At 69.3% G+C, this 23,141-nt stretch carries 21 protein-coding genes and 1 other RNA gene; 4 read left to right on the top strand and 18 right to left on the bottom strand.

The annotated features are described in order from the left end of the window. Window positions 1–171: 171 nt before the first annotated feature. From prsR to ACBY01_RS12640, 3 genes are read right to left on the bottom strand one after another with little or no spacing between them, the layout of a single operon-like run. Window positions 172–1,524: a PEP-CTERM-box response regulator transcription factor gene (prsR, locus tag ACBY01_RS12650; RefSeq protein WP_416461240.1), complete on the bottom strand. Its 1,353-nt coding sequence runs from the start codon at window positions 1,522–1,524 to the stop codon at window positions 172–174. Continuing rightward, entirely contained in the window at window positions 1,521–3,575 is a 2,055-nt protein-coding gene (gene prsK, locus ACBY01_RS12645; RefSeq protein WP_416461238.1) for an XrtA/PEP-CTERM system histidine kinase PrsK, read from the bottom strand. Before prsK ends, prsR begins: the two co-directional genes overlap by 4 nt. Continuing rightward, window positions 3,565–4,953 carry a TIGR03013 family XrtA/PEP-CTERM system glycosyltransferase gene (locus tag ACBY01_RS12640; RefSeq protein WP_416461237.1) on the bottom strand — a complete coding sequence of 463 codons (1,389 nt, stop codon included), beginning with the start codon at window positions 4,951–4,953 and terminating at the stop codon, window positions 3,565–3,567. The genes prsK and ACBY01_RS12640 overlap by 11 nt, the downstream gene beginning before the upstream one ends. Before the next feature lie 165 nt (window positions 4,954–5,118). Between ACBY01_RS12640 and ACBY01_RS12635 the strand changes: the two genes are divergently transcribed. Further along, window positions 5,119–6,174 carry a mannose-1-phosphate guanylyltransferase/mannose-6-phosphate isomerase gene (locus ACBY01_RS12635; protein ID WP_416461236.1) on the top strand — a complete coding sequence of 352 codons (1,056 nt, stop codon included), beginning with the start codon at window positions 5,119–5,121 and terminating at the stop codon, window positions 6,172–6,174. Between the two features lie 33 nt (window positions 6,175–6,207). Here ACBY01_RS12635 and ACBY01_RS12630 read toward each other — a convergent pair whose 3' ends face one another. Continuing rightward, window positions 6,208–6,639 carry an RrF2 family transcriptional regulator gene (locus ACBY01_RS12630; RefSeq protein WP_416461256.1) on the bottom strand — a complete coding sequence of 144 codons (432 nt, stop codon included), beginning with the start codon at window positions 6,637–6,639 and terminating at the stop codon, window positions 6,208–6,210. A gap of 48 nt (window positions 6,640–6,687) precedes the next feature. Between ACBY01_RS12630 and ssrA the strand changes: the two genes are divergently transcribed. Next, window positions 6,688–7,029: a transfer-messenger RNA gene (ssrA, locus tag ACBY01_RS12625) on the top strand. A gap of 165 nt (window positions 7,030–7,194) precedes the next feature. Here ssrA and ACBY01_RS12620 read toward each other — a convergent pair. From ACBY01_RS12620 to ACBY01_RS12600, 5 genes are all read right to left on the bottom strand, one after another. Continuing rightward, the gene (locus ACBY01_RS12620) at window positions 7,195–8,220 is read right to left on the bottom strand and encodes a sensor histidine kinase (RefSeq protein ID WP_416461235.1); all 1,026 of its coding nucleotides are present in this window, start codon (window positions 8,218–8,220) and stop codon (window positions 7,195–7,197) included. A gap of 147 nt (window positions 8,221–8,367) precedes the next feature. Further along, the gene (pnp, locus tag ACBY01_RS12615) at window positions 8,368–10,704 is read right to left on the bottom strand and encodes a polyribonucleotide nucleotidyltransferase (RefSeq protein WP_416461234.1); all 2,337 of its coding nucleotides are present in this window, start codon (window positions 10,702–10,704) and stop codon (window positions 8,368–8,370) included. A gap of 237 nt (window positions 10,705–10,941) precedes the next feature. Then, a complete protein-coding gene (gene rpsO / locus ACBY01_RS12610) occupies window positions 10,942–11,211 on the bottom strand; it encodes a 30S ribosomal protein S15 (RefSeq protein ID WP_416461233.1) in 270 nt (89 codons plus the stop codon). An 11-nt stretch (window positions 11,212–11,222) separates the two neighbouring features. Further along, entirely contained in the window at window positions 11,223–12,119 is an 897-nt protein-coding gene (gene truB / locus ACBY01_RS12605; protein WP_416461232.1) for a tRNA pseudouridine(55) synthase TruB, read from the bottom strand. 1 nt (window position 12,120) lies between these two features. After that, the gene (locus ACBY01_RS12600; RefSeq protein WP_416461231.1) at window positions 12,121–12,807 is read right to left on the bottom strand and encodes a site-2 protease family protein; all 687 of its coding nucleotides are present in this window, start codon (window positions 12,805–12,807) and stop codon (window positions 12,121–12,123) included. A gap of 117 nt (window positions 12,808–12,924) precedes the next feature. On the opposite strand from ACBY01_RS12600, the gene ACBY01_RS12595 reads away from it, so the two are divergent. Continuing rightward, a complete protein-coding gene (locus ACBY01_RS12595; protein ID WP_416461230.1) occupies window positions 12,925–13,776 on the top strand; it encodes a hypothetical protein in 852 nt (283 codons plus the stop codon). A gap of 5 nt (window positions 13,777–13,781) precedes the next feature. On the opposite strand, the gene ACBY01_RS12590 is transcribed toward ACBY01_RS12595, so the two are convergent. From ACBY01_RS12590 to rimP, 9 genes are read right to left on the bottom strand one after another with little or no spacing between them, the layout of a single operon-like run. Continuing rightward, window positions 13,782–14,354, bottom strand: coding sequence for a thymidine kinase (locus ACBY01_RS12590; protein WP_416461229.1), 573 nt, complete (start codon window positions 14,352–14,354; stop codon window positions 13,782–13,784). Beyond that, window positions 14,354–14,773, bottom strand: coding sequence for a type II toxin-antitoxin system VapC family toxin (locus tag ACBY01_RS12585; protein WP_416461228.1), 420 nt, complete (start codon window positions 14,771–14,773; stop codon window positions 14,354–14,356). Before ACBY01_RS12585 ends, ACBY01_RS12590 begins: the two co-directional genes overlap by 1 nt. Continuing rightward, the gene (locus ACBY01_RS12580; protein ID WP_416461227.1) at window positions 14,740–15,024 is read right to left on the bottom strand and encodes an AbrB/MazE/SpoVT family DNA-binding domain-containing protein; all 285 of its coding nucleotides are present in this window, start codon (window positions 15,022–15,024) and stop codon (window positions 14,740–14,742) included. Before ACBY01_RS12580 ends, ACBY01_RS12585 begins: the two co-directional genes overlap by 34 nt. 31 nt (window positions 15,025–15,055) lie before the next feature. Further along, entirely contained in the window at window positions 15,056–15,457 is a 402-nt protein-coding gene (rbfA, locus tag ACBY01_RS12575) for a 30S ribosome-binding factor RbfA (protein ID WP_416461226.1), read from the bottom strand. A 60-nt stretch (window positions 15,458–15,517) separates the two neighbouring features. Further along, window positions 15,518–18,394 carry a translation initiation factor IF-2 gene (gene infB, locus ACBY01_RS12570; protein ID WP_416461225.1) on the bottom strand — a complete coding sequence of 959 codons (2,877 nt, stop codon included), beginning with the start codon at window positions 18,392–18,394 and terminating at the stop codon, window positions 15,518–15,520. 3 nt (window positions 18,395–18,397) lie between these two features. Further along, complete coding sequence (locus tag ACBY01_RS12565) at window positions 18,398–19,201, bottom strand: DUF448 domain-containing protein (RefSeq protein WP_416461224.1); 804 nt, start codon at window positions 19,199–19,201, stop codon at window positions 18,398–18,400. Beyond that, the gene (locus ACBY01_RS12560; RefSeq protein ID WP_416461223.1) at window positions 19,182–19,421 is read right to left on the bottom strand and encodes a tautomerase family protein; all 240 of its coding nucleotides are present in this window, start codon (window positions 19,419–19,421) and stop codon (window positions 19,182–19,184) included. The genes ACBY01_RS12565 and ACBY01_RS12560 overlap by 20 nt, the downstream gene beginning before the upstream one ends. Beyond that, entirely contained in the window at window positions 19,421–21,052 is a 1,632-nt protein-coding gene (nusA, locus tag ACBY01_RS12555) for a transcription termination factor NusA (RefSeq protein WP_416461222.1), read from the bottom strand. Before nusA ends, ACBY01_RS12560 begins: the two co-directional genes overlap by 1 nt. Window positions 21,053–21,056: 4 nt before the next feature. Then, complete coding sequence (gene rimP, locus ACBY01_RS12550) at window positions 21,057–21,599, bottom strand: ribosome maturation protein RimP (RefSeq protein ID WP_416461221.1); 543 nt, start codon at window positions 21,597–21,599, stop codon at window positions 21,057–21,059. Between the two features lie 232 nt (window positions 21,600–21,831). On the opposite strand from rimP, the gene ACBY01_RS12545 reads away from it, so the two are divergent. Next, window positions 21,832–22,992, top strand: coding sequence for a PQQ-dependent sugar dehydrogenase (locus ACBY01_RS12545; RefSeq protein ID WP_416461220.1), 1,161 nt, complete (start codon window positions 21,832–21,834; stop codon window positions 22,990–22,992). Window positions 22,993–23,141 lie beyond the last annotated feature (149 nt).

Below are 23,141 nucleotides of genomic sequence, written 5' to 3'. Positions count from 1 at the left end.
ACGTCGGGCAAGCGGCGGAGACAGGTGCGCCGCCGTGTCCTCATCTCGTCATCCTGACGGAAGTCAGGATCCCTTGCCGTTCCGGCAGAATGCGCGAGCGCAGCGTGTCTGGATGCTGACCTTCGTCAGCATGACGGCGGATGAGGCGAAGGCTCCCCCCAGCGACGCCCCTCACGGCTGCAGGTCGTATGCCTTCATCAGGTCGTAGAGCGTCGGTCGGCTGATCCCCAGCAGGCGGGCGGTGCCGGAGATGTTGCCCTGCGCCCGCGCCAGCGCGTGGCGGATCGCGCGGCGGTCGGCCTGTTCGCGGATCGCCTTCAGGTTGATCGGCTCGGCCGCGCCCTCGTCCAGGTCGAGGTCGGCGGCGGTGATCTGCTTGCCGTCGGCCATGATGACCGCGCGCTTCACCCGGTTTTCCAGCTCGCGCACGTTGCCGGGCCAGCCCCAGGCGTCGATCGCGGCCAGCGCGTCGGGCGCGAAGCCTTTCACCCCCGCGTTCATCTGCCGCGCGGCGCGGCGCAGGAAGTGCCGCGCGAGCAGCCCGGCGTCGCCCGGCCGCTCGGCGAGCGACGGGATGCGGACCACGATCTCGGCCAACCGGTAATACAGGTCCTCCCGGAACCGCCCGTCGGCGACCATCGCGTCGAGATCCTGATGGGTCGCGCAGACGATGCGCGTGTCCACCGCGATCGGCTTGCGGCCGCCGATCCGCTCGATCACGCGTTCCTGCAAGAAGCGCAGCAGCTTCACCTGCAGCGCCAGCGGCACGTCGCCGATCTCGTCCAGGAACAGCGTCCCGCCCTGCGCGCTCTCGATCTTCCCGGCGGTGGTCTTGATCGCGCCGGTGAACGCGCCCTTCTCGTGCCCGAACAGCTCGCTTTCGAGCAGCGTCTCCGGGATCGCCGCGCAGTTGATCGCGACGAACGCGCCTTGCTTCCGGGGGCTCGCATCGTGGAGGCCGCGCGCGAGCAGTTCCTTGCCCGTGCCCGAGGCGCCGAGCAGCAGCACCGACACGTCGGCCGGCGCGGCGCGCTCGATCGTCCGCGTCACCTTGAGCATCTCCGGCGCGGCGGTGAGCATCCCGCCCAGCGCCGTTTCCCCCTCGATGCGCGCGGCCAGCCGGCGGTTTTCCGCCTCCAGCGCATGGACGTGGAAGGCGCGCGCGACGATCAGCCCCAGCGTGTCGATGTCGATCGGCTTGGAGTAGAAATCGAACGCGCCCATCGCGATCGCCTTCAGCGCGCTTTCGTGCGCGCCGTGGCCGGACGCGACGACGATCTTGGTGTCGGGCTTGAGCGCCAGCATCGCCTCCAGCGTCGCAAACCCCTCGCTGGTGCCGTCCGGGTCCGGCGGGAGGCCGAGGTCGAGCGTCACCACCGCAGGCTCTTCCGCACGCAGCGCCGCGAGCGCCGCCTGACGGTCGCCGACCGCGGTGATGGCATAGCCTTCATAGGCCCAGCGCAGCTGCCGCTGGAGGCCCAGGTCGTCCTCCACGATCAGCAGCCGCTGCGGATCGGTGGTCATGCCGCTTCCTCCAGAGTCGTTGCGGGCGAACGCGGCAGCAGCACGCGGAAGGTCGAGCCTTCGCCCTCGCGGCTGCTCACCTCGATCCGGCCGCCCATCGCCTGCGCCAGCAGGCTCGCTTCGTAGGCGCCGATGCCGAACCCCTCGGGCTTGGACGAGACGAACGGCTTGAACAGCCGCTCGCGGACGAAGGCGGGCGACATGCCGTGGCCGTGGTCGACGACCTCGATTGCCGCCATCTCCCCCAACCCTGCGATTCGCAGCGTCACCGCGCGTCCCGGCGCGCTCGCCTCGATCGCGTTCTGGACGAGATGGTCGAGCAGCTGCTCCAGCCGCGGCGCATCGACCAGTGCGAACACCGCGGCGCCGGCATCGACCACCACCGGATGCTGCGCCCGCCGCGCGTCGGCGAGCCCACGCGCCACCGCCCCCAGATCGAGCGGGCATGCGACGCCGGCCGGCGTCGGCTGGCGCTGCGCCAGCCGTGCGAGCAGGTCGCGCATCCGCCCCGACGATTCCTGCAGCGTCGCGACCATGTCGGCGCGGAACGCCGGATTGTCGGCGTGCCGCTCGGCATTGCGCGCGACGAGGCTCAACTGGCTGACCAGATTCTTGAGATCGTGGAGGATGAAGGCGAAGCGGCGGTTGAACTCGTCGAAGCGCTGCGCCTCCAGCAGCGCCTCGGTCGCGCGCGCCTCGGCGAGGTAGCTCGCGACCTGGCGACCCGCGATCTTGAGCAGGTCGAAATCCTCCCAGTCGAGCGCGCGATCGAGCGGCGGCCGCGCGAGCAGGATCGCGCCGACCAGCTGTCCCAGATGCGGCAGCGGCACGACCACCCAGGCGTCGGGCGACGCGAGCATCCAGGCCGGCACCGCCGCCGCGTCCGCGGTGTCGGCGGTGGCATTGCGGACCGCGTCGAGCTCGATCAGCCGGCCGGTCCCCGCCAGATGCTGCGCGAGCGCGGCCGCGGAGTCCGGTTCGGCGGCGTCGGCGGGCCAGTTCCACCCGGCGGCGCGCTCGAGCCCGTCGTCGCGGGCGATCAGCAGCATGCCGGCAGGCGATTGGGTGAGGTCGGCGATCGCCTTGACCACGCGCTCGGCGAGCGGTGCGGCACCCTGGGGGCGGCCCAGCGTCTCGGTGAAGCGCGCCCATTCGACGCGATAGTCGTAGCGGTGCTGGAACAGGTGCTTGCTGAGCTTGACCCGCAGCCAGGCGCGCAGCCACGGCGAGGACATCAGCGTCAGCACCGCCGCGGTCGATCCGAACACGAAGGCGGTCTGGAGCAGCCGCGCCTGGCTGCCGGCGACCGCGGCCAGCAGGCTGTTGCCCGCGACCATCGCGAGGACGTAGCCGACCAGCCCCAGCACCGACAGCAGATGCAGCGTCGCGGTGCGCGATACGCGCAGCGCCCGCCCGTCGCTGCGATGAAAGGCGAGCGCGATCACGCCGGCGAGCGCCGCCAGCGCCAGACCGCGCATCGTCTGGAACTCGCGCGGCGCCTCGCCCGCCAGATAGCCGATGGCGCCCAGGTTGACGTCGATCAGCCACAGCGCGCCGATCGCGGTCATCGCAAGCCGCATGCCCGAGCGGCCGAGCCCGGAGCTGAGGCCGTAGAGCAGCACCAGCCCTCCCGCCGCCGCCAGCGCGCGCATCAGCAACGCGACGCGGATCAGCCCGTCGAAGGCCGGTGCCTGCGCGTCCGCCACCATCAGCTGCAGCGCGCCCTGCAGCACCACCGCCAGCGCGACCGCGGCATAGGCGAGCGGCAGCGTCAGGTAGCGTGCCCCGCCCGAGCGGTGGAGCACCAGCATCGCGCCCAGCCAGCCGAGATCGCGCAATGCCTCGACCACGATGGTCACCGGCTCGGCCGCGCCGATCCCCGCCACCGCCAGCGCCCACAGCGCGGTCAGCCCGAGCGCCGCCGCGAAGCTCGCGCGGATCGTCCGCGGCAGCTCGTGGCTGCGCACCGCCCAGGCCGCCAGCATCCCGAACAGCAGCGCGGCAAGCGCGTGGCTCCACAGGATCAGGCCGGGCAGCATGTCAGCGCGCACCCTCCGGCCAGATCACCACGCGCACCGTCTGCAAAAGGATCAGCAGGTCGAGGAAGGGCGAGTAGTTCTTGGCGTAGTAGAGGTCGTATTCGAGCTTCTGCCGCGCATCCTCGATCGACGCGCCATAGGGATAGTTGATCTGCGCCCAGCCGGTGATCCCCGGCTTCACCATGTGACGCTCGGCGTAATAGGGGAGCTGCTGCTCGAGATCCTCGACGAACTGCGGGCGTTCGGGCCGCGGGCCGACGAAGCTCATCTCGCCCTTGAGCACGCTCCAGCACTGGGGCAGCTCGTCGATCCGCAGCTTGCGCAGCACGCGGCCGACGCGGGTGATGCGCGGGTCGTCCTTCTCGGCCCAAACCGCCGTGCCGGCAACCTCCGCATCGACGCGCATCGAGCGGAGCTTCACGATGTCGAACCCCAGGCTGTAGAGGCCGATGCGGCGCTGGCGGTAGAAGACCGGCCCGCGGCTGTCGACCTTGATGGCTGCCGCCGCGAGCACCAGCAGCGGCAGCATCAGCACCAGCAGCACCAGGCTGACGGTGACGTCGAACAGCCGCTTGAACATGCTGGAAAAGGCACGTCCCGACGAGAATCCATCGGAAAAGATCAGCCACGACGGGTTGACGGTGTCGAGATCGACGCGGCCGGTCTCGCGCTCGAGGAAGGTCGACAGCTCGTTGACGTGGACGCCGGTGGTCTTGATCCGCAGCAGGTCCTTGAGCGGCAGCGCGTTGCGCCGCTCCTCCAGCGCCAGCACCACCTCGCTCGCGTTGAGCAGCACGACATGGTCGGCGAGGTTGTGGATCGCGTCGCGCGCGATCGCTTCCGGGATGACCTGCTTGGCTTCGACCATCGCGACATAGCCGACGACGACGAAGGCCGCGCCGGGCGTGCGCGACAGCGCCTTGAGCCGCGCCGCGCGCGCGCCCGCGCCCAGCACCACCACTCGGCGCTTGAACACCTGCCCGCCCAGCGTCTTGCCGGCCAGGATGCGCAGCAGCAGCAGCAGCACCGTGGCGAAGCCCATCGCGTAGAGCAGGTTGGAGCGCCAGAAGGTGATCGCCGGCACCAGGAAGAACAGCAGCGCGAGCACGATCACGCCCAGCGAGATCGCAACCAGCAGCCGCGCCGCGGCGAAGCGCAGCGACTGGAGCGATTCGGCCCCATAGACCCCGACCGCGATCATTGCGAGCTCCAGCGACGCCGCGAAGCTCAGCAGCTGGGGCACCCGGTTTCCGATCGGCTCGACCAGCATGTCGATCTGCGCCGCGCGCACGATCCACCCCAGCTCGGCGGCCACCATCAGCAGCACGACGTCGAGCAGCCCGAGCAGCAGCACGGCATAGGGAATATAGTGCTTGAACAGCCTGATCATGACGTCTGGTTTCCTCGCCGGACGTGTAAACCCCGCCGACACCTATCCTGTACAATAATTCGCGAAGAAAAGCTGAACGCACGCGCCGTCCGAGCGTTGTGCGCGGCAGCTACCTAGATCAAGATCCCGTTCCTGTGGATCGCCCCTCCGTTGGAGAAGCGCCAGATGCCGTCCGAACCCACGATCGTGCCCGTCATCCTGTCGGGAGGGTCGGGGACCCGGCTGTGGCCGATCTCGACACGCGAGCGGCCCAAGCAACTGCTGTCGCTGACCGCGGAGGAGACGATGCTCCAGCTCACCGCGCGCCGCGCGTCGGGGCCGCGGTTCGGTGCGCCGATCGTCGTCGCCAACGCCGCGCACGCGCAGGAAATCGAGGAACAGCTCGGCCACATCGGTGCGGCGGCGCAGGCGCTGGTGCTCGAGCCCGAGGGCCGCAACACCGCTCCGGCGATCGCACTCGCCGCGGTCGCAGCGGGCGGCGACGCCACGCCGCTGCTGGTGATGCCGTCCGATCACGTCATCGCCGACGTCGCCGCCTTCCATGCCGCGATCGAGGCGGCGCTGCCGCTGGTTGCCGAGGGCTGGCTGGTGACCTTCGGCATCGCGCCGGACTCGCCGGAGACCGGCTATGGCTGGATCAAGGTCGGTGATGAGATCGCGCCGGGCGCGCACCGCGTCGAACGGTTCGTCGAGAAGCCGCCGCGCGATCGTGCCGAGGCGATGCTGGCGGACGGCAACCACGCCTGGAACGGCGGCATCTTCCTGTTCCGCGCCGACATGTATCTGGACGCACTCGGCACCCACGCGTCCGAAATGCGGGACGCCGCGGAGACCGCGATGGGTCAGGCCCGTCGCGAGGGCAAGCGCGTCTATCCGGACGCCGACGCCTTTGCCGCGTCTCCCGCCGAATCGATCGACTATGCGGTGATGGAAAAGGCCGAGCGCGTCGCGGTGGTGCCGGTGGCGATGGGCTGGAGCGACGTCGGCAGCTGGGATGCGCTGCACGCGATCAGCACGCGCGATGCCGACGACAACGTCTGCGGCGGCGAAGTGGTGATGATCGAGACCAGCGGCTGTCTGGTGCGCAGCGACAGCGCGCGGATCTCGATGGTCGGGGTGAAGGACCTGATCGTCGTCGCGAGCGGCGACGACATCCTGATCCTGCCGCGCGGCCGCTCCCAGGAGGTCAAGCGTCTGCTGGAGGCGATGAAGGCCGGCTGAGCCGCGGGCGCGTCGCCCCGGCGGCGCGCCGCATTACGCCGCGGCGAGGTCCTCGGCGGTGGCATCGGCCAGGCTGGTGCCGTCGAGAATCCGCGCGGTTTCGTCGCGGACCCGCGCCATCGCGATGCGGATCGCGCACGCCGCCTCGTCCTTGCAGTCGCCGCACGGACGATAGGCGGTACGGCTGACGCAGGGCACCAGCGCCAGCGGCCCCTCGATCACGCGGATGATCTCGCCCAGCGAGATCAGGTGGGTGGCGCGGGCGAGTCGGTAGCCGCCGGCCTTGCCGCGCGTCGACAGCAGGAATCCCGCCTCGCGCAGATCCGCCAGGATCAGCTCCAGGAACTTGCGCGGAACGTTCGCCCCGGCCGCGATCCGGTGCATCGGAGTGGGTGCGACGCTCGGAGGTTGGGCAGCCAGGAACAACATCGCGCGCAGCGCATATCGTGAACGCTGGGTCAACATGTTGGGGCAGCCCATGCCAGCGCTTTGTGGCCATGAAAAGACCGGCATGGCCTTTTATTGCGGAAACCAACCGCTTATATGGGTCGGTGCCGGCTTCGGCCGGATATGGCGATAAACTGCGGCGTAGACTAGGCGCAGCGGACCCGGGGGCAGTACCCGGCGGCTCCACCAGAACCGGTCTTTCAGGCCGGTCCTGACGGGGCCGAACCAGGATCGACGTGTGTTGAAAGGCGCTGTTTTCGCTCGGAATGGGACCACCGCAACGGCCCATTACACAAGTGCCAACGATAACGAAGCACTCGCGATTGCGGCGTAACCCGACGGCCTAACGGCCTAAGGTTACTCCAAAATAGCGCGGTTGGACCGCACCGGGCAACAGAAGCGGATTCCAGCGGTACGGGGAGCACCGGGCAACAGAAGCTCCCCACTTCCCTTTCGACGTTCGGCGCTCAGCAGGTTCCTGACGGGCAGCGTGAGATCAGGCAGCGCGAGCGCGGCGTGTCCGGATGTGGACCTTCGTCGGCATGACGGATGGCGCGCGCGCTGCCCGCCCTCTTACGCCGGCAGCACGAGCCGCGCGATGGTGCCCTTGCCGCCGATCAGGTCGAAGCTGCCGTTGAGCTGCCCCGCCAGCATCGTCGCGATCCGCAGCCCCAGGCTGTCCGACGCTTCGATCGAGAAGCCCTCCGGCACGCCGTGGCCGTCGTCGCGGACCTCCACCGTCACCATGTCCTCGCCGTTGCGCGCCAGATGCACCTCGATGTGGCCGGCGTCGCGATCGCGGAAGCCGTGCTCGATCGCATTGGCCATCGCCTCGGCGACGATCAGCGCCAGCGGCACCGCCGCGTCGGAGGAGAGCGGCGCGTCCTCGGCGACGTTGATCGTGCAGCGGATGCCGGTGCGTCCGCTCGCCTCGACCACGTCGGCACACAGCGGTTCGAGGAACTCGCGCATCTTCCGGGTGGCTCCCCCGGCGTCGTAGAGCTGGCGGCTGATGCGCCCGATCAGCGCCAACCGGCGCGAGGCTTCGTCCAGCGCGGCGCGCGCGGCGGCGTCGCTCACCTGCCGCTTCTGCACCGACAACAGGCCGGCTGCGACCTGCAGGTTGTTCGACACGCGATGCTGCAGTTCGTTGAACAGCAGCTCGCGGGTGTCGGCGAGCGCCCGGCTGAGCTCGCGCTCGCGCGCCAAGTTGCGGTTGGCGTGCTGCATCCAGTGGACGAGCGCGATATCGGTCGCGACCACGAAGACGTAGAACAGCAGCGCGACCGTCGAGCCGCCGGTCAGCGTCAGCGTGTGGTACGGCGGAATGAAGAAATACCAGGCGAGCAGCCCGCACAGCACCGCGGCGATCGTCCCCATCCGCACGCCGAACAGGAACGAGGTGAGGATCACGACCGGGAAAAAGCTGACATAGGGAAAGCCCGGCGGCAGCAGCGAGTCGGCGAGCCAGCGCACGACGAAGCCCGCCGCGACGCACGCCAGCGTGCACGCCAGCGCCAGCCCGGGCCGGTCGACCGCGATCGGCAACCGCTGGATCAGGCGTCCGGCCGCCCCCTCCGGCGCCCGCTGAATCGGCATCGTCTCGCCTACCCCCGTTTTGTTCGCTTGTGCCCGAGGTCGGGCCGCGACGCAATCGCGGCGCGACGGCTACCCTGTTGGCTTCCGGCACCAAAAAGGGGGCCCGCGTCGCCGCGGCCCCCCTTTCCTAGCGGATCGATCGAACGATCAGTTGTCGGTGATGAACGACGGCAGGCCGATGTCGCCACCGTCCTCGCCGCCCTTGCCGGCATCGCCTTCCGAACGCTCGCGGCGGGGACCACGGTCGCGGCGCGGGCCGCGATCGCCACCCTCGCGGCGCGGGCCACGATCGCCACGATCACCGCGGTCGCCACGGTCCCCGCGCGGACCGCGATCGCCACGCTCGCCGCGCGGTTCGCGCGCCGGACGGGTGTCCTCCAGCTCGGCGCCGGTCTCCTGGTCGACGACGCGCATCGACAGGCGGACCTTGCCGCGCTGGTCGACCTCGAGCACCTTGACCTTCACTTCCTGGCCTTCGGTGACGACGTCGCCCGGCTTCTCGACGCGCTCGTTCTTCATCTCGGAGACGTGGACGAGACCGTCCTTGCCACCCATGAAGTTCACGAACGCACCGAAGTCGACGATGTTGACGACCTTGCCGGTGTAGATCTTGCCGACCTCGGCCTCTTCGACGATGCCCTTGATCCAGTTGATCGCGGCTTCGATCTGCGCGGTGTCGGACGACGACACCTTGATGACGCCCTCGTCGTCGATGTCGACCTTGGCGCCGGTGGTGGCGACGATCTCGCGGATCACCTTGCCGCCGGTGCCGATGACGTCGCGGATCTTCGACTTGTCGATCGTGAAGGTCTCGATGCGCGGGGCGTGGGCGCTGAGCTCGGTGCGGGTCTCGCCCAGCGCCTTGTTCATCTCGCCCAGGATGTGCGCACGGCCGTCCTTGGCCTGGGCCAGCGCGACCTTCATGATCTCCTCAGTGATGCCGGCGATCTTGATGTCCATCTGAAGGCTGGTGATGCCCTCGGACGTGCCCGCCACCTTGAAGTCCATGTCGCCGAGGTGATCCTCGTCGCCGAGGATGTCGGAGATCACGGCGAAGTCCTTGCCCTCCAGGATCAGGCCCATCGCGATGCCCGAGACCGGACGCTTGAGCGGCACGCCCGCGTCCATCATCGACAGCGAGCCGCCGCACACCGTCGCCATCGACGACGAGCCGTTGGACTCGGTGATGTCGGACAGAACGCGGATCGTGTAGGGGAACTCGTCCTTCGACGGCAGCACCGGGTGCAGCGCGCGCCAGGCGAGCTTGCCGTGGCCGACTTCGCGACGGCCCGGCGCGCCGAAGCGGCCCACTTCACCGACCGAATAGGGCGGGAAGTTGTAGTGCAGCATGAAGTGCTCGTAGTGGAGCCCGTTCAGCCCGTCGATCATCTGCTCGGCGTCCTTGGTGCCGAGCGTGGTCGAGCAGATCGCCTGGGTTTCGCCGCGGGTGAACAGCGCCGAGCCGTGCGCGCGCGGCAGGAAGTGCACCATCGCCTCGATCGGACGCACCGTCTTGGTGTCGCGACCGTCGATGCGGCGGCCGTCCTTCAGGATCGCGGTGCGGACCACCTCGGCCTCGAGCTTCTTCACGAGCTTGAGGACGCCGAGATACTGCGCGGGATCGCTCTCCTTCAGGTCGGCGAACGCGTCGCGCGCCTTGGTGCGGGCGGCGTTGATCGCATTCTGGCGGTCCTGCTTGGCGGTCAGCTTGTAGGCGGCGGCGAGGTCGGCGCCGATCAGGTCCTTGAGCTTCTTCTTCTGGGCCGATTGGTCGGCGACCGGGGTCAGCTCCCAGGGGTCCTTGGCGGCCTGCTCGGCGAGGTCGATGATCGCGTCGACGATCTTCTTCGACGCGTCATGCGCGAACACAACGGCGCCCAGCATGACCTCTTCCGACAGCTCCTTGGCTTCGGATTCGACCATCATCACCGCGTTGCCGGTGGCGGCGACGACCAGGTCGAGCTCGCCCGCCTTGGTCTGCTCCAGCGTCGGGTTGAGGACGTACTCGCCGTCCTGGTAGCCGACGCGGGCCGCGCCGATCGGGCCCATGAACGGCACGCCCGAGATCGTCAGCGCGGCCGACGCGGCGATCATCGCCAGGATGTCGGGCTCGTTCTCGCCGTCATAGCTCAGCACCTGAGCGATGACGTTGATCTCGTTGTAGAAGCCTTCCGGGAACAGCGGGCGGATCGGACGGTCGATCAGGCGGCTGGTCAGCGTTTCCTTCTCGGTCGCGCCACGCTCGCGCTTGAAGAAGCCGCCGGGGATGCGACCCGCGGCCGAATACTTCTCCTGATAGTGGACGGTCAGCGGGAAGAAGTCCTGCCCTTCCTTCACCGAACGCGCGGCGGTCACGGCGCACAGCACCACCGTTTCGCCGAGGGTCGCGATCACCGCGCCATCGGCCTGGCGGGCGACGCGGCCCGTCTCGAGCGTCAGCGTCTTGCCGCCCCACTCGATGCTGGTCTTCTTGATATCGAACATGTCGTTTCCTTCACTCCGGCGGCCCGATGCCTGCCGGGGCAGCTTGCGGGTACGTGCCCGCAGGGGTGGACCGTTTCGGCCCGGGGCCAAGTCGCCGGATTGCGCTCGACCCTGCTTGCTCCGGCATGCCCGAACGGGCGAAAACCGGAGGAAATCCGTTGCGGCCGGGGCGGCCGCCTGCCTCCTATACCGGGCTTGGCCGGAATAAGAAAACGGCGCCCCGCGGGGCGCCGTTCCTTACTTGCGAAGACCCAGCTTCGCGATCAGCGCGGTGTAGCGCTCGGCATCCTTCTTGCGGAGGTAGTCGAGCAGCGAACGACGCTTGTTGACCAGCATCAGCAGACCGCGGCGCGAATGGTTGTCCTTCGCGTGGGTCTTGAAGTGCTCGGTCAGGTTGGAAATCCGCTCGGTCAGGATCGCGACCTGGACCTCGGGGCTGCCGGTGTCGCCGCTCTCGCGGGCGTGGTCCTTGATCAGCGCTTCCTTGCGCTCCTGGGTGATCGACATCGTCGTCCTTTCTATTCGAGGTTGAAACCGCGAACGACACGGGCGACCCCGTGCTCGACCTCGACCAGCGCGACCGGAACCTCGTCCAGCGTCGCAAAGGCCTGGCCATCGTCAGCGGCGATCCCGACCAACTGCTGCCCCTGTCGGAGCCGCCCTGCCTGGTCGGGGGTGAGGGAAAGAGCCGGGATGTCGTCCAGCCCCGCCCTCAAAGGCAGAAGCGCTTGCGCAAGCGCGTGGCCCTTACCGAGTTCCGCCAATTTGTCCAGCGAAATGGCGCCGTCGAGCCCGAACGGCCCCGCCTTTACCCGCCGCAGCATCGTCACATGGCCGACGCTGCCCAGCGCCAGCGCGATGTCGCGCGCCAGGCTGCGGATATAGGTGCCTTTCGACACATGGGCGGTAAGGGTGGCCTTTTCCAGCGCTCCCTCGCCGGCAGCTTCCGCGACCGTCAGCGCATGGATGGTGACGTCGCGGCTCTTCAGCGTCACCTCCTCGCCCGCACGCGCAAGGTCGTAGGCGCGCTGCCCGTTGACCTTGAGCGCCGAATAGGCCGGCGGCACCTGCGCGATCGGGCCGGTGAAGCGCCCCAGCACCGCGTCGAGCGCGGCACGGGTCGGGCGCACGTCCGAAGTCGCGATCACTGCTCCCTCGCGATCGAGCGTGTTGGTCTGCGTGCCGAACTGGACGGTAAACTCATAGACCTTGTCGCTGTCGAGCATCCGCCCAGCGAGCTTGGTCGCCTCCCCCAGCGCGATCGGCAGCACGCCGGTCGCGAGCGGATCGAGCGTGCCGCCGTGGCCGACCTTGAACTTGCCATAGCCGCCGTCGCGCAGCGCGCGCTTGACCGCGCTCACGCCTTGGGTCGAGCCGAGCCCCAGCGGCTTGTCGAGCAGGATCCAGCCGTGCACCTTAGCCCCCCAGCCCGACGAGCCGCAGCAGCGCCTCGGCGAGGCCGAACACGATCGGCGACACCACGCGCTCGACCACGTTCAGCTGCGGCGACAGCATCGGCAGCACCAGCAAGAGGAGCAGCAGCACCGGGATGCCGAAGCGCCCGAGCTGCGCGTAGCGATGGGCGAGCGGGCGCGGCAGCAGCCCCTCCACGACGTGCCCGCCGTCGAACGGCGGCACCGGCAGCAGGTTGAACACCGCGAGGAAGAGGTTGATCAGCACGAAGTTGATCAGGTTGCTGACGAGGAACCGGCTGACGATCCCCGCCTCGCCGCCGGTGACGGTCGACACCACCGCGATCAGCAGCGCGGCGGTGAGCGCCAGCAGCAGGTTGATGCCCGGCCCGGCCAGCGCCACCAGCACCATGTGCCAGCGCGGATTGCGCAGCCGCCGCGCGTCGACCGGCACCGGCTTGGCCCAGCCGAACACCGGCGCGCCGGAGACGGCGAGCACCAGCGGCAGCGCGACGGTGCCGATCGGGTCGGCGTGTCGGACGGGATTGAAGGTCAGCCGCCGCTGCTCGGCCGCGGTCGGATCGCCGAGCCAGTTGGCGACCACGCCGTGCGCGACCTCGTGGAAGACGATGGCGATCACCAGCGGCACGAGCCACACGGCGATGGTCCAGACGATTTGTGCGATGTCCATGATGCCTGTGTCAGTGGCGATGCGGGGGACCTGCCGCAAGGCCGCTAGATCGCCAAGTCCGCTTGCGCACCCTGACGTCGCCGATAGGCTGGTGCGATTTCGGCAGGGAGACGGACGATGGGATGGACCATGCTGCTACTGGCGGCGCTGCAGACGCAATCGCCCCCGCCGCCGCCCCCGTTGCACGGCGGCCCCACCGAACAGGTTTGTCCGATCGGCGGCGAACGGTTCTCGGCTTGGCAGGCGGGAAGCTACAGCACCTACGGCCAGCGTCCCGACGGCAAGCCTTATAGCTACCTACCCTTTCCGCTGCCGATCCCGGAATGCCCGACCAACCACCTGGTGATCTTTGACGAGTTCGACGCGAAGGATATCGCGCGGCTGACGCCGCTGATTGCCTCCGAACGCTATCGTGCGATCCTTGGAGAAACGGTCTACTACCGCGCCTTCTGGCTCGCCGACCAACTCGGGCGGCCGCCGGAGCAGTCGCTCAGCCTGCTGATGCGCGCTATCTGGGAAGTGCGCCCCGGTACTGGAGACGACACGGGCATGCCCGACCTGCAGCGGCAGGCGGCGCGATATCAGCAGACGTTCGTGGAACGGGTCGACCGGCTCCCCACGCAAGTGCCGCAGCTGGAACGCGCCTGGTTGGAAGCGCGCGCGGCCAATACCCTTCGAGAGATGGAGGCGTTCGGACGGGCCGAGCGCTTCCGCACCCGCGCGCTCGCCAGCGCCGTGGGACTGGCGCAGGACGACAGCCCGGCTGCCTATCTCGAACAGCTCGCGGTGGTCATCGCCCGGCATGACGCGAGCGCGGAACCGCTCGACATGATCCCCAGCCAGCAGGCGACCTTCGCCTGCGTGGACCTCGCCGGTTCGCGGGACGCGTTCGTGCGCAAGACGTGCGACGAACCCGAACGCGCCAAGGCGGTCGCAGAGGTCGTGCGAGGTCGCGCGGCGCGCGACTGAAGCGCCTACCCCCGCATCGCCTCGCAGAAATGCTTGCGGCACAGCGCGAGGTAGCGGTCGTTGCCGCCGATCTCGGTTTGGGCGCCCTGGGTGACCGCACGACCTTGCGCGTCGACGCGCAGGTTCATGGTCGCCTTGCGCCCGCACACGCACACCGACTTGATCTCCACCAGCGCGTCGGCGATCGCGAGCAGCCGCGCCGAGCCCGGGAACAGCACGCCCTGGAAGTCGGTGCGCAGGCCATAGGCGAGCACCGGCACGTTCAGCTCGTCGGCGACCCGCGCGAGTTGGTCGACCTGCTCCGCCGACAGGAACTGCGCCTCGTCCACCAGCACGCAGCCGACCGGCTGCCGCTCGGCCGCGACGGCGGCATGAAGGTCGGTCGCCGCGTCGAACATCGCGGCGGGTGCCGAAAGGCCGATCCGCGATCCGATCGTCCCCGCCCCCGCCCGATCGTCGAGCGCCGCGGTGAACAGCAGCGTGGTGAGCCCGCGCTCGCGATAGTTGAAGTCGGCTTGCAACAACGTGGTCGACTTTCCCGCGTTCATCGAGGCGTAGTAGAAATAGAGTTTGGCCATCAGGCGAGGGTCTCGACGGGAAGGGGACTGTTCGCGCCTGCCGCTGGCGCAATGCCGCGGTCGAAGGTGACAAAGGCGTCCGCGCCCCGCGCGGCGACGAGATGGAGCAGGTCGGCGAGATCGCCGCCCCGGGCATAGCTGTCGAGCGCCCAAGGAAGCTGGTCGGCCGCTTCAGCGACCAGCCGCGGCTGGTCGAGCAGGTAGGTCAGGATCGTCACGATCTGCTCGCGTGCGAAACCGTAGCGCGAGCGCAGTACCCAGGCAGTTTCCAGCAGGACCGTGAGCGACAACAACACCGGCCCATTCAACTGCGCCTCGGCAAGGCGGGTTTGCTCTGGGTCGTCGGGGACGAGCAGCCGCAGGACGACATTGGTGTCAAGTGCCCTCACCAGTCGCCGCGCAGTCCGCTCTTCGCCCATTCGGCCGAGACGGTTTCGTTAATTTCGTCAATCGAGACCGCCGGCCCCCTGTAGCTGGCGGTGATCTTGCGAATTTCGCCGAGCAGCTCGTCCCGGCTGCGGCCGCTCTTGACGGCAGACGGTTGGAGCAGCACGCCCCGGCCGGTCTGGATCACGTCGAACCGCTGCCCCGGCGAAAAACCAAGCGCCTCCCGAACGTCTTTCGGGATAACGATTTGGCCCTTTTCGGACATGGTGGTTTGCGCGCCCATGCCGGTAAGATGCGTCTTACCAGCTGCAGCGTCAATCGTCGCCGTCGGCCCCGTCGCCCAGATCCTGCGCCACCTTGGGATCGCGCAGCAGCGCGTCGATGTGGCTCGCTTCCTCGAAGCTGTCGTCGGCCAGGAACTTGAGCTTGGCCGCGTATTTCATCTTCACGCGGTGGGCGACCTCGCGCTGCAGATACGCGGTGTTGGTGCGCAGTGCCTTGAGCACCGCTTCCTCGTCCTTGCCCAGCAGCGGCTTCACGAACACGGTCGCGTGGCGCAGGTCGGGCGACATACGCACCTCGGTCACCGACACCATGTGCCTGGCGAGCGTCTCGTCGTGGACGTCGCCACGCTGGAGGATTTCCGACAGGATGTGGCGCACCTGCTCGCCCACGCGGAGCGTGCGGACGGAGCGTTCCTGCGGTTCGTTCTTCATGATGCAATCTTAGCAAAAAAGGCGTGTCACCCCGGCTCGGGACCGGGGTGACACGGGTTCTCAGAGCGTGCGCTCGCGCATCTCGACCTCGAAGGTTTCGAGGAAGTCGCCCGCCTTGATGTCGGTGAAGTTCTGCGAGAACGTCACACCGCATTCCAGGCCCGCGCGAACCTCGGCGACATCGTCCTTGAACCGGCGGAGCGAGGCGATCTCGCCCTGGTAGATGATGACGTCGTTGCGCGTGATGCGCGCCTTGAGCGCCTTGCGGATCGCACCCTCGACCACCAGCAGACCGGCGGCCTTGCCAGTCTTGCCCGCGGAGAAGACCTCGCGGATTTCGGCGCGGCCGACGACGGTCTCGAACGCCTCCGGCCCGAGCTCGCCCGCCATGCCGGCGCGGATCTCGTCCACCAGGTCGTAGATGACGTCGTAATACTTCAGCGCCACCTTGTTCCGCTCGGCGATCTCGCGCGCCTTGCTGTTCGGACGGACGTTGAAGCCGATGATCGGCGCCCCCGAAGCCCCGGCGAGCGTCACGTCGCTCTCGGTGATGCCGCCCACGCCCGAATGCAGGATCCGCACCCGGATCTCGTCGGTCGAGATCTTGTTGAGCGAGCCGACGATCGCCTCGACGGTGCCCTGGGTGTCGGCCTTGACGACCAGCGGATATTCGATCGCCTGCTTGTCCTTGAGCGCGGAGAACATGCTCTCCAGGCTCGCGGGCGCATTGGTGGTGCGCTTCTGCTGGATCACGCCGGCGCGATATTCGGCGACCTCGCGAGCACGCGCCTCGTTGTCGACGACCTGCATCAGGTCGCCGGCCATCGGCACGCCCGACAGGCCCAGAACCTCGACCGGCATCGCCGGCCCGGCCTGCTTCACCTGACGGCCTTTGTCGTCGATCAGCGCGCGGACCTTGCCGCTCTCGGCGCCGACGACGAACACGTCGCCGACCTTGAGCGTGCCGCGGTTGACGAGGATCGTCGCGACCGGGCCGCGGCCCTTGTCGAGCTTCGCCTCGATCACCGCACCCTCGGCCTGGCGGTCGGGGTTGGCCTGCAGCTCGAGCAGCTCGGCCTGCAGCTGGATCTTCTCGATCAGCGTGTCGAGACCGATCTTCTTGAGCGCGGAGACTTCGACGTCCTGCGTCTCGCCGCCCATCTCCTCGACCTGGACGTTGTGCTCGAGCAGACGCTCGCGCACGCGCTGGGCGTTCGCCTCGTGCTTGTCGATCTTGTTGATCGCCACGATCATCGGCTTGCCCGACGCCTTGGTGTGGTTGATCGCCTCGATCGTCTGCGGCATCAGCCCGTCGTCGGCCGCCACCACCAGGATGACGATGTCGGTGACGTCGGCACCGCGCGCCCGCATCTCGGTAAAGGCCTCGTGGCCCGGCGTGTCGAGGAAGGTGATCTTCGACTTGTCCTTCAGCGTCACCTGATACGCACCGATGTGCTGGGTGATGCCGCCGGCCTCGCCACGCACCACGTCGGTGCCGCGCATCGCGTCGAGCAGCGAGGTCTTGCCGTGGTCGACATGGCCCATGATCGTGACCACCGGCGGACGCGGCTTGAGCGCATCGGCCGAATCCTCGGTGGTGTCGAGCGCCAGGTCGATGTCGGCGTCGGACACGCGGACGATGTTGTGGCCGAACTCGGTCACCAGCAGCTCGGCCGTATCCTGGTCGATCGTCTGCGTCATGGTGACGGGCATGCCCATCTTGAACAGCGTCTTGACGAGGTCGGCGCCCTTCTCGGCCATGCGGTTGGCGAGTTCCTGGACGGTGATCGCGTCCGGCACCTTCACGTCGCGCACCTGCTTGGCCTGCGGCTCGCGCGGGCCGCCGTAATGGCGCTTTTCCTTCTCGCGGGCGCGCTTCAGCGCCGCGAGCGAACGTGCGCGTGCACCATCGCCGTCGCCCAGCGCACGGGTGACCGTGAGCTTGCCCGACTGGCGGCGATCGTCACCCTTGCGGTCTCGCGAGGGCGCGGGCCGGCTGGGCGAGTCGTTGCGCCGCGGCGTCGGTGCGCCGGTGCGGTTGGCGGGTGCGGACGACGACGGGCTTGCCGACGGCGTCGCTGCGGCCGGAGCCGGCTTGGGCTCGGGCTTCGGCTTGGGGATCTCGGGCCGCTGGACCGGCGTGAACCGGCGCGGCGCGGGCAGCGACGAATCGAACTGCACCGTCATCGGCTGCTGCGGCTGCTGCGGCGAACGCGACGCTGCTGCCGGACGGCGCTGTGCCTGCGCGGCGGGCGCCGCCGGCTTGGGCGCGGGCGTGCTCGGTGCCGCGGCGGCGGGTGCAGGCTCGGCAGGCGTCGGCGCTGCCGGGGCAGCCGAGACCGGAGCGGCGGCCTCGGCCGGCGCGGGCGTCGGCTCGGGTGCCGGCGTGGGCTCGGGCGCAGGCGTCTCGACCTTGGCCTCGACGACGGGCGCGGGGGCCGGTGCGGGCGTCGGCTCCGGCGCGGGCGTCGGCTCCGGCGCGGGCGTCGGCTCCGGCGCGGGCGCAGCGGCTTCGGCGCGACGCTCTTCGGCGCGGCGCTGTTCCTGGCCGGCAGCCTCCTGGCGGAGACGCTCGTCGCGACGGCGCGATTCCTCGAGCGCGGTCATGCGCGCTTCCTCGGCCTCGCGCAGCAGCTTGGCCTGCAACTCGTGGCGCGACAGGCCAGCGTTCGCGGCCGGCGCCGGCGCAGGCGTGCGCGGGGCTGCCGGCGCGGGGGCCGCAGCCTCGGGCGCCGGAGTCGGCGCGGCGGCGGGGGCCGCCTGCTGCTGCTCCTCGCCGGGGCGGCCGAGCACGCGGCGGCGCTTGACCTCCACGACCACGGTGTTGGAGCGGCCATGGCTGAAGCTCTGCTTCACCTTGCCCGTCTCCACCGTGCGCTTCAGCCCCAGCGGTGCCCGCGCGCCCAGCTTCGGCTTGTCGTTGTCCGTCTCGCTCATGCGTTACTCAAGTTCCTGCTTCGTCGTCGTCTGTGCAGCCGCCGAGGTTCCGGCAGCCGATGCGCCCTGCGAAACGGTTTCGCAAGACACGGAGGAGGGTACGGGTCCGATAAAGTGCAGCCACCGGGCGATCGCCTCGCCGACCCGACTGGCCGCTGGTCCGTCGGTCACGCCGACATGTACCACATTTTCGCGCCCCAGCGCCAAGGACAATATGGTGCGCCCGACCGGCAATACCAGCCCCTTGGCACCGCTGCCTTCGCGATCGGAGCCGACGCGCCATGCCTGGGCCAGCTTGCCGGCCCCGTCGGCGCCGGCATCGGCGGCGTGGAACAGCGCGTGGAGCTGGCCGCTGCGCGCGGCCTTCTCGATCCGCTCGCCGCCGCTCACCAGCTTGCCCGAGCGGGACTCGAGCCCAAGCCGGTCGAGCGCCGCGCGCTGCAGCGCCGACTCGATCCGGCCGGAAAGATCGTCCGGAATCGCGATCGCCTGGGTCTTGAAGGCACGCGACAGCGCACCCTTCAGCCGCCCCTTGGCGATCGCCGCATCGAGGCCGACCCGGTCCACGCCGATCCACGCACCGCGACCGGGCGCCTTGGCATGGACGTCGGGCAGCACCTCGCCGTCCGGAGACAGCGCCAGGCGCACCAGCGCGCCGCGCGCGCCGGTCTCGCGCGTAAGGATGCAGCTGCGCTCCGGCCCGTCGCGCGGTTCGCGCGGAGGCCGGGGCGTGGCAGGATTGCGCTGTCCGCGGTGCCCGGAGGCGCGCGGCGTTACCGAAGCGGCATCATTGCGAGGGTTCCGCATGCGCGTCCTCCCTCGCTTGCGCGCCGGGGGCAGCATCGCGGTCCGCGATCAGCTGGCCGCCGGCACCGTAGTTCTCGGTCGACAGTTCGGTGATGGTGATCTGGACGGCGGCCGGGCTCTTGCCCAGCCGCTCGACCAGCGAACGCGTGACGTCGGCGACAATCGCCGCCTTCTGCTCGCGCGAGGCGGCGCCGGCCAGGCGAATGTCGACGAAGGGCATCAGGCCTCGGCCTCCTCGCCCGTCTCGGCTTCGGCCGGAGCCTCGTCCGCCGGCGCTTCCTCGTCGTCGAACCAGTGGGCGCGCGCGGCCATGATGATCTCGTTGCCCTGCTCGTCCGACAGCCCGTACTCGGCGAGGATGCCGCCCTTGGGCTCCGGCCGCTTGGGCGCGTCGTCGTTGCGGCGGCGCGGCTCGGCGCGCTTCTTCTCGACCAGCTCGTCGGTGGCGAGGTCCGCCAGATCGTCGAGCGTCTTGATCCCCGCCTTACCGAGCGTGACCAGCATCGCTTCGGTCAGGTACGGCATCTCGGCGAGCGCGTCCTCGACGCCCAGCGCGCGGCGTGCCTCGCGATTGGCTTCCTCGCGACGCTCCAGCGCTTCCTGCGCACGGTTCTGCAGCTCGGCGGCAAGGTCTTCGTCGAAGCCCTCGATCGAGGCGAGCTCGTCGACCTCGACATAGGCCACTTCCTCCAGCGCGCCGAAGCCTTCGGCGACCAGCAGCTGCGCCAGCGTCTCGTCGACGTCCAGCTCGCTCTCGAACATGCCGGAGCGCTCGACGAATTCCTTCTGGCGCTTCTCCGACGCGTCGGCCTCGGTGAGGATGTCGATCGCCTTGGCGGTGAGCTGGCTCGCCAGCCGCACGTTCTGGCCGCGGCGGCCGATCGCCAGGGAGAGCTGGTCGTCGGGGACCACCACCTCGATGCGATCCTCTTCCTCGTCGATCACGACGCGGCTGACGTTCGCCGGCTGCAGCGCGTTGACGACGAAGGTCGCGGTATCTTCCGACCAGGGGATGATGTCGATCTTCTCGCCCTGCATCTCCTGCACGACGGCCTGGACGCGGCTGCCCTTCATGCCGACGCAGGCGCCGACCGGGTCGATCGAGCTGTCGCGGCTGATGACGCCGATCTTCGCGCGCGAGCCCGGGTCGCGGGCGGCGGCCTTGATCTCGATGATGCCGTCGTAGATCTCGGGCACTTCCTGCGCGAACAGCTTCTTCATGAAGTCCGGGTGCGCGCGGGACAGAAAGATCTGCGGCCCGCGGTTCTCGCGGCGGACGTTGAAGATCAGCGAGCGGGTGCGGTCGCCGACGCGCACCGCCTCGCGCGGGATCTGCTGGTCGCGACGGATCACGCCCTCGGCGCGACCCAGGTCGACCACGACGTGACCGAACTCGACGCGCTTGACGACGCCGGTGATGATCTCGCCGACGCGGTCCTTGAACTCCTCGAACTGGCGCTCGCGCTCGGCGTCGCGGACCTTCTGGAAGATCACCTGCTTGGCGGCCTGGGCGGCGATGCGACCGAACTCGATCGGCGGCAGCGGATCGACGATATAGTCGCCGACGACCGCGCCCTTCTGCAGCTTCTGCGCCTGGGCGACGTCGACCTGCTTGAAATAATCGTCGACCGCCTCGACCACCTCGACCACGCGCCACAGGCGCAGGTCGCCGGTGTTGGGATCGAGCTTGGCGCGGATGTCGTTCTCGGCGCCATAGCGCGCGCGGGCGGCACGCTGGATCGCGTCCTCCATCGCCTCGATGACGATGCCCTTGTCGATCAGCTTCTCGCGCGCGACCGAATCGGCGATCGCGATCAGCTCGGCGCGGTTGGCGGTAACGGCAGTGGCCATGAGGTTACCCTTCTACTTCGATGATGTCGTCCGCCCCGCTCGAGTCGAGCGGCTGGGTGGCGGCGAGGAGCTTGTCGGTGATGGTGAGCTTGGCGTCGGCGACGGCGGCGAACGGCACCGTCATCTGGCGGAACTTGCGCACGTCGATCGTGATCTGGTCGCCCTCGACGCCGACGAGATCGCCGGTGAGCTGCTTGCGCCCCTCGATCGGCTCGGCCAGCGTGATCCGCGCCTCGTGCCCTGCCCAGTCGGCGAAGTCCTGCAGCCGCGTGAGCGGCCGGTCGATGCCCGGCGACGAAACCTCCAGCCGGTACGCACCCTCGATCGGGTCGCGGCCCTCGGCCTCCAGCGTGTCGAGCAGGTCGGACAGGCGGCGCGACAGCGTGGCGCAATCGTCGATCGTCAGCTGGCGGGTGTCCGGCCGCTCGGCCATGACCTGCAGCGTCGGATCCGACTTGCCGCCGAACATCTTCACGCGCACCAGCGCCAGCCCCAGGGCCTTCGCCTCGGGCTCGATCAGCCGGTTGAGTTCGGCGATGTCCGCCAATCCACGCTCCAGTTCGTTGCGGCCGGCCTGCTGCCGGTCCTTAGAGTTCGGTTCGAACCAAGGTACGCCCCGCCGCCGCCGGACCCGTGGGGCCCGACCTCGCCAAGGTTTCCAATGTCGAGAACATGCCGGATATAGGCAATTCGCCAGGTCAGAACAAGCTGGTTTCGAAACGCCGCTGCGGGACCATTCCCGCCGACGCCGCGTTGGGCAATGAACAAGGGAGAATGCCATGCACCGGACCATCGCCTGCACCGCCGCCGCCGTCCTGGTCGCCGCCTGCGGCGCCCCCGACAGCCCGGCCGTCGCCAACGGCACCGAGGCGCAGGCGACCGCGACCGGCGCACCGGCGGCTGCCGACGGACGCCCGTTCGCCGTCACCCCGGTCACCAGCTTCGATGCGCCCTGGGCGATGACCTTCCTTCCCGACGGGCGGATGCTGGTGACCGAGAAGCAGGGGAAGATGCTGCTCGTCTCCGCCGACGGCCGCGAGCGCCGCACGGTCGCGACGATGACGGTCGACAGCGAAGGCCAGGGCGCGCTGATGGACGTGGTGCTCGCGCCCGACTTCGCCACCAGCAAGCGGGTCTATTTCAGCTATTCCGCGGCCGGCGACGGCGGCAAGGGCGTGGTGCTGGCGCGCGGCACGCTCGACCTGCAGCCCGGCGGCGAGCGGCTGCGCCAGATCGAGACGATCTTCCGCGCGACTCCGCTCGTTTCGGGCAACGGCCATTATTCGGGCCGCATCGCCTTCGCGCCCGATGGGCAGCACCTGTTCTTCACCAACGGCGAGCGCCAGAAGTTCGACCCGGCGCAGGACCCCAAGGTGACGCTCGGCAAGGTGCTGCGCCTCACCCTCGACGGCAAGCCGGCGGGCGACCCCGGCCTCACCGCGCGCGGCTTCCATCCCGCGGTCTGGTCCTACGGCCACCGCAACCTGCTCGGCATCGCCTTCGACGCGCAGGGCAATCTGTGGGAGCAGGAGATGGGCCCCAAGGGCGGCGACGAGGTCAACCTGATCCTGCCGGGCCGCAACTATGGCTGGCCCAAGGCGTCAAACGGCAGCCACTATGACGGCCGCGACATCCCCGACCACAAGCCCGGCGACGGCTTCGAACCGCCCAAGGTGTCGTGGAACCCGGTGATCTCGCCGGGCGGGCTGCTCGTCTATTCGGGCGACCTGTTCCCGCAGTGGAAGGGCGATTTGTTCATCGGCGGCCTGTCGAGCGAGGCGCTGGTCCGCGTCGACGTGAACGGCACCAGCGCGACGAAGGGCGATCAATGGCCGATGGGCAAGCGCATCCGCGAGGTGGAGCAAGGCCCCGACGGCGCGATCTGGCTGCTGGAGGACGGCGACGGCGGCCGGCTGCTGAAGCTGACGCCGGCGGGGTGAGGTTGGGGGGCCACGCGCCCTCCCCCGTTCGTGCCGAGTAGAGACCGAGTAGCTCCGCCAGGAGCGTATCGAGGGCTCGTATCGAGGTACCGCCCCGGCACCCCCCTTCGATACGCGCCTCACGGCGCTACTCAGGGCAAACGGGGGGA

Origin of the sequence: Sphingomonas mangrovi, from assembly GCF_047975845.1 — a bacterium.
Classification (GTDB): domain Bacteria; phylum Pseudomonadota; class Alphaproteobacteria; order Sphingomonadales; family Sphingomonadaceae; genus Sphingomonas.
Note: the sequence above shows the minus strand (reverse complement) of the source record. Positions and strands in the feature narration are given on the sequence as shown.